Annotated in this window: 1 protein-coding gene; it reads left to right on the top strand. The window is 53.9% G+C overall.

Annotation, left to right across the window (positions count from 1 at the left end; all coding sequences use genetic code 11):
• On the top strand, window positions 1-4265 hold a 4265-nt coding region (locus OC23_RS05825), incomplete at both ends, for a beta strand repeat-containing protein (protein ID WP_038343496.1).

Here is a 4265-nt window from a genome sequence, read left to right as displayed (position 1 = left end):
TGCAGTTGAATCAACCGGCACAGTGACCATCACGGGTACCCTGACCGGTATTCCTGCAGATGCAGCAACGGCTGTGGTAACACTCCTCATCAATGGCGTGACTTATACTGCAACAGTTGATGCAGCAACAGGCAACTGGACAGCCGATGTAGCAGGTAGTGACTTGCTGGCAGATGGTGACAAGACCATTGATGCCACAGCCACCTTCACCGATGCAGCAGGCAACAGCAGTAATGTGACTGATACGCAAGTCTATACCGTGGATACCACTGGTCCGGACAACAGCACGACCACGATTACCATCAACCCGATTGCGGGCGATGGCGTGGTTGATTCAGGCGAAGCGGCAACCGACCAGACCATTAGCGGTACAGTCACCGGTGAATACACTGTCGGTGACGTGGTTACTGTCAACGTCAATGGCGTGAACCTGACCACCACGGTACAAACTGGCGGGGTATGGAGCGTAACGGTTGATGGCGGTCAGTTAGTCCTTGATGCCGACAAGACCATCAATGTCAGCATTACTGCAACCGATGCCGCAGGTAACACCGGTACAGTAACTGCAGATGCCAGCTATACCGTTGACATCACAGCCCCAGTGGTGGTGATCAATCCGATTGCAGGCGATAACATCGTTAACGCAGCAGAAGCAGGCGTTGACCAGACTGTTAGCGGTGCGGTTGTGGGCAGCTTCACAGCAGGCGATGCCGTGACTGTTGTGGTCAATGGCAACAATTACACCACCACCGTACAGGCGGATGGTAGCTGGAGCGTGACCGTTCCGGGTGGCGATCTGACTGCAGATGCAGACAGCACCATCAATGTCAGCGTGAATGTAACAGGTGCGGGCACCATTACCGCAGACCAGAGCTATGTCGTTGATGTCACTGCACCAGATACGACTGGTAGCATACTGACGATTGCGCCAGTAACCGCGGACAATGTCCTTAACGCAGCAGAGTCAACCGGCACAGTAACTGTGACAGGTACCTTAACCGGTATCCCGGCAGATGCAGCCACCACAGTGGTTACACTCCTCATCAATGGCGTGACTTACACCGCGACAGTGGATGCAGCAACAGGTAACTGGACAGCCGATGTGGCAGGCAGTGACTTGCTGGCGGACAGCGATGCCACTATCGATGCCACTGCAACCTTCACCGATGCAGCAGGCAACAGCAGCACGGTTACTGACACTCAAGGCTTCACTGTGGATGTTACGCCACCGGCAGCACCAGAGATCAATCCGGTCAATGGTACTGACCCGATCACCGGTACAGCAGAACCAGGATCAACGGTAACAGTAACCTTCCCGAACGGAACAACGGTGGATGTCACCACTGATCCGGTCACAGGCGAATGGACCGTGCCGAATCCGGGTGGGCTGGTCGATGGTGATACCATCACCGCGATTGCCACTGACCCGGCAGGCAACCCGTCTGTACCAGGTACAGAAACCGTGGATGTCACACCGCCAAACCCTGCAGGTGCAACATTAACCATTAACGATGTCACTGCAGACAATGTATTGAATGCAGCAGAATCAACCGGCACAGTGACCATCACAGGTACCTTGACTGGTATCCCTGCAGATGCAGCAACGACTGTGGTGACTTTAGTCATCAATGGCGTGACTTATACCGCAACGGTTGATGCAGCAACAGGTAACTGGACAGCCGATGTGGCTGGTAGCGACTTGCTGGCAGACAGCGATGCCACTATCGATGCCACAGCAACCTTCACTGATGCAGCAGGTAACAGCAGCACGGTTACTGACACTCAAGGCTTCACTGTGGATGTTACGCCACCGGCAGCACCAGAGATCAATCCGGTCAATGGTACTGATCCGATCACCGGTACAGCAGAACCAGGTTCAACGGTAACAGTAACCTTCCCGAACGGAACAACGGTGGATGTCACCACTGATCCGGTCACAGGCGAATGGACCGTGCCGAATCCGGGTGGACTGGTGGATGGTGATACCATCACCGCGATTGCCACTGACCCGGCAGGTAACCCGTCTGTGCCAGGTACAGAAACTGTGGATGTCACACCGCCAAACCCTGCAGGTGCAACATTAACCATTAACGATGTCACTGCAGACAACGTATTGAATGCAGCAGAATCAGCAGGCACAGTGACCATCACGGGTACCCTGACCGGTATCCCTGCAGATGCAGCAACGACTGTGGTAACACTCCTCATCAATGGCGTGACTTACACCGCAACGGTTGATGCAGCGACAGGTAACTGGACAGCCGATGTGGCTGGTAGCGACTTGCTGGCTGATACCGATGCCACTATCGATGCCACAGCGACCTTCACTGATGCAGCAGGTAACAGCAGTAATGTGACCGATACGCAAGTCTATACCGTGGATACCACTGGTCCGGACAACAGCACGACCACGATTACCATTAACCCGATTGCGGGCGATGGCGTGGTTGATTCAGGCGAAGCGGCAACCGACCAGACCATTAGCGGTACAGTCACCGGTGAATACACTGTCGGTGACGTGGTCACTGTCAACGTCAATGGCGTGAACCTGACCACTACAGTACAAACTGGCGGGGTATGGAGCGTAACGGTTGATGGCGGTCAGTTAGTCCTTGATGCCGACAAGACCATCAATGTCAGCATTACTGCAACCGATGCCGCAGGTAACACCGGTACAGTAACTGCAGATGCCAGCTATACCGTTGACATCACTACACCAGTAGTCGTGATCAACCCGATTGCAGGCGATAACATCGTTAACGCAGCAGAAGCAGGCGTTGACCAGACTGTTAGCGGTGCGGTTGTGGGCAGCTTCACAGCAGGCGATGCCGTGACAGTCGTGGTCAATGGCAACAATTACACCACTACCGTACAGGCGGATGGTACCTGGAGCGTGACCGTTCCGGGTGGCGATCTGACTGCAGATGCAGACAGCACCATCAATGTCAGCGTGAATGTAACAGGTGCGGGTACTATTACTGCAGACCAGAGCTATGTAGTTGATGTCACTGCACCAGATACGACTGGTAGCATACTGACGATTGCGCCAGTAACCACGGACAATGTCCTTAACGCAGCAGAGTCAACCGGCACAGTAACTGTGACAGGTACCTTAACCGGTATTCCTGCAGATGCAGCAACGACTGTGGTGACTTTAGTCATCAATGGCGTGACTTACACTGCAACGGTTGATGCAGCAACAGGTAACTGGACAGCCGATGTAGCTGGTAGCGACTTGCTGGCGGACAGCGATGCCACTATCGATGCGACAGCAACCTTCACCGATACAGCAGGTAATAGCAGCACGGTTACTGACACTCAAGGCTTCACTGTGGATGTTACGCCACCGGCAGCACCAGAGATCAATCCGGTCAATGGTACTGATCCGATCACCGGTACAGCAGAACCAGGTTCAACGGTGACTGTAACCTTCCCGAACGGAACAACGGTGGATGTCACCACTGATCCGGTTACAGGCGAATGGACCGTACCGAATCCGGGTGGACTGGTGGATGGTGATACCATCACCGCGATTGCCACAGACCCGGCAGGTAACCCGTCTGTGCCAGGTACAGAAACTGTGGATCTCACTCCACCAGATACTACTGGTGCGACACTGAATATTGATGCTGTCACAGCAGACAATGTTCTAAATGCCGTAGAATCAACCGGCACAGTGACCATCACAGGTACCCTGACCGGTATCCCTGCAGATGCTGTAACAACGGTGGTGACTTTAGTCATCAATGGCGTGACCTACACTGCAACGGTTGATGCAGCAGCAGGAACATGGACAGCCGATGTAGTTGGTAGTGACTTGCTGGCTGATGGTGACAAGACCATTGATGCCACTGCAACTTTCACCGATGCAGCGGGTAACAGCAGTAATGTGACTGATACCCAAGTCTATACCGTGGATACCACGGGTCCGGACAACAACACGACCACGATTACCATCAACCCGATTGCGGGCGATGGCGTGGTTGATTCAGGCGAAGCAGCAACCGACCAGACCATTAGCGGTACCGTAACCGGTGAATACACTGTCGGTGACGTGGTTACTGTCAACGTCAATGGCGTGAACCTGACCACCACGGTACAAACTGGCGGGGTATGGAGCGTAACGGTTGATGGCGGACAGTTAGTCCTTGATGCCGACAAGACCATCAATGTCAGCATTACTGCAACCGATGCCGCAGGTAACACCGGTACAGTAACTGCAGATGCCAGCTATACCGTTGACATCACCACACCAGTAGTCGTGA

Source organism: Acinetobacter sp. A47 (genome assembly GCF_000805455.1).
Lineage (GTDB): Bacteria > Pseudomonadota > Gammaproteobacteria > Pseudomonadales > Moraxellaceae > Acinetobacter.
This window is presented reverse-complemented; position numbering and strand designations above follow the sequence as displayed.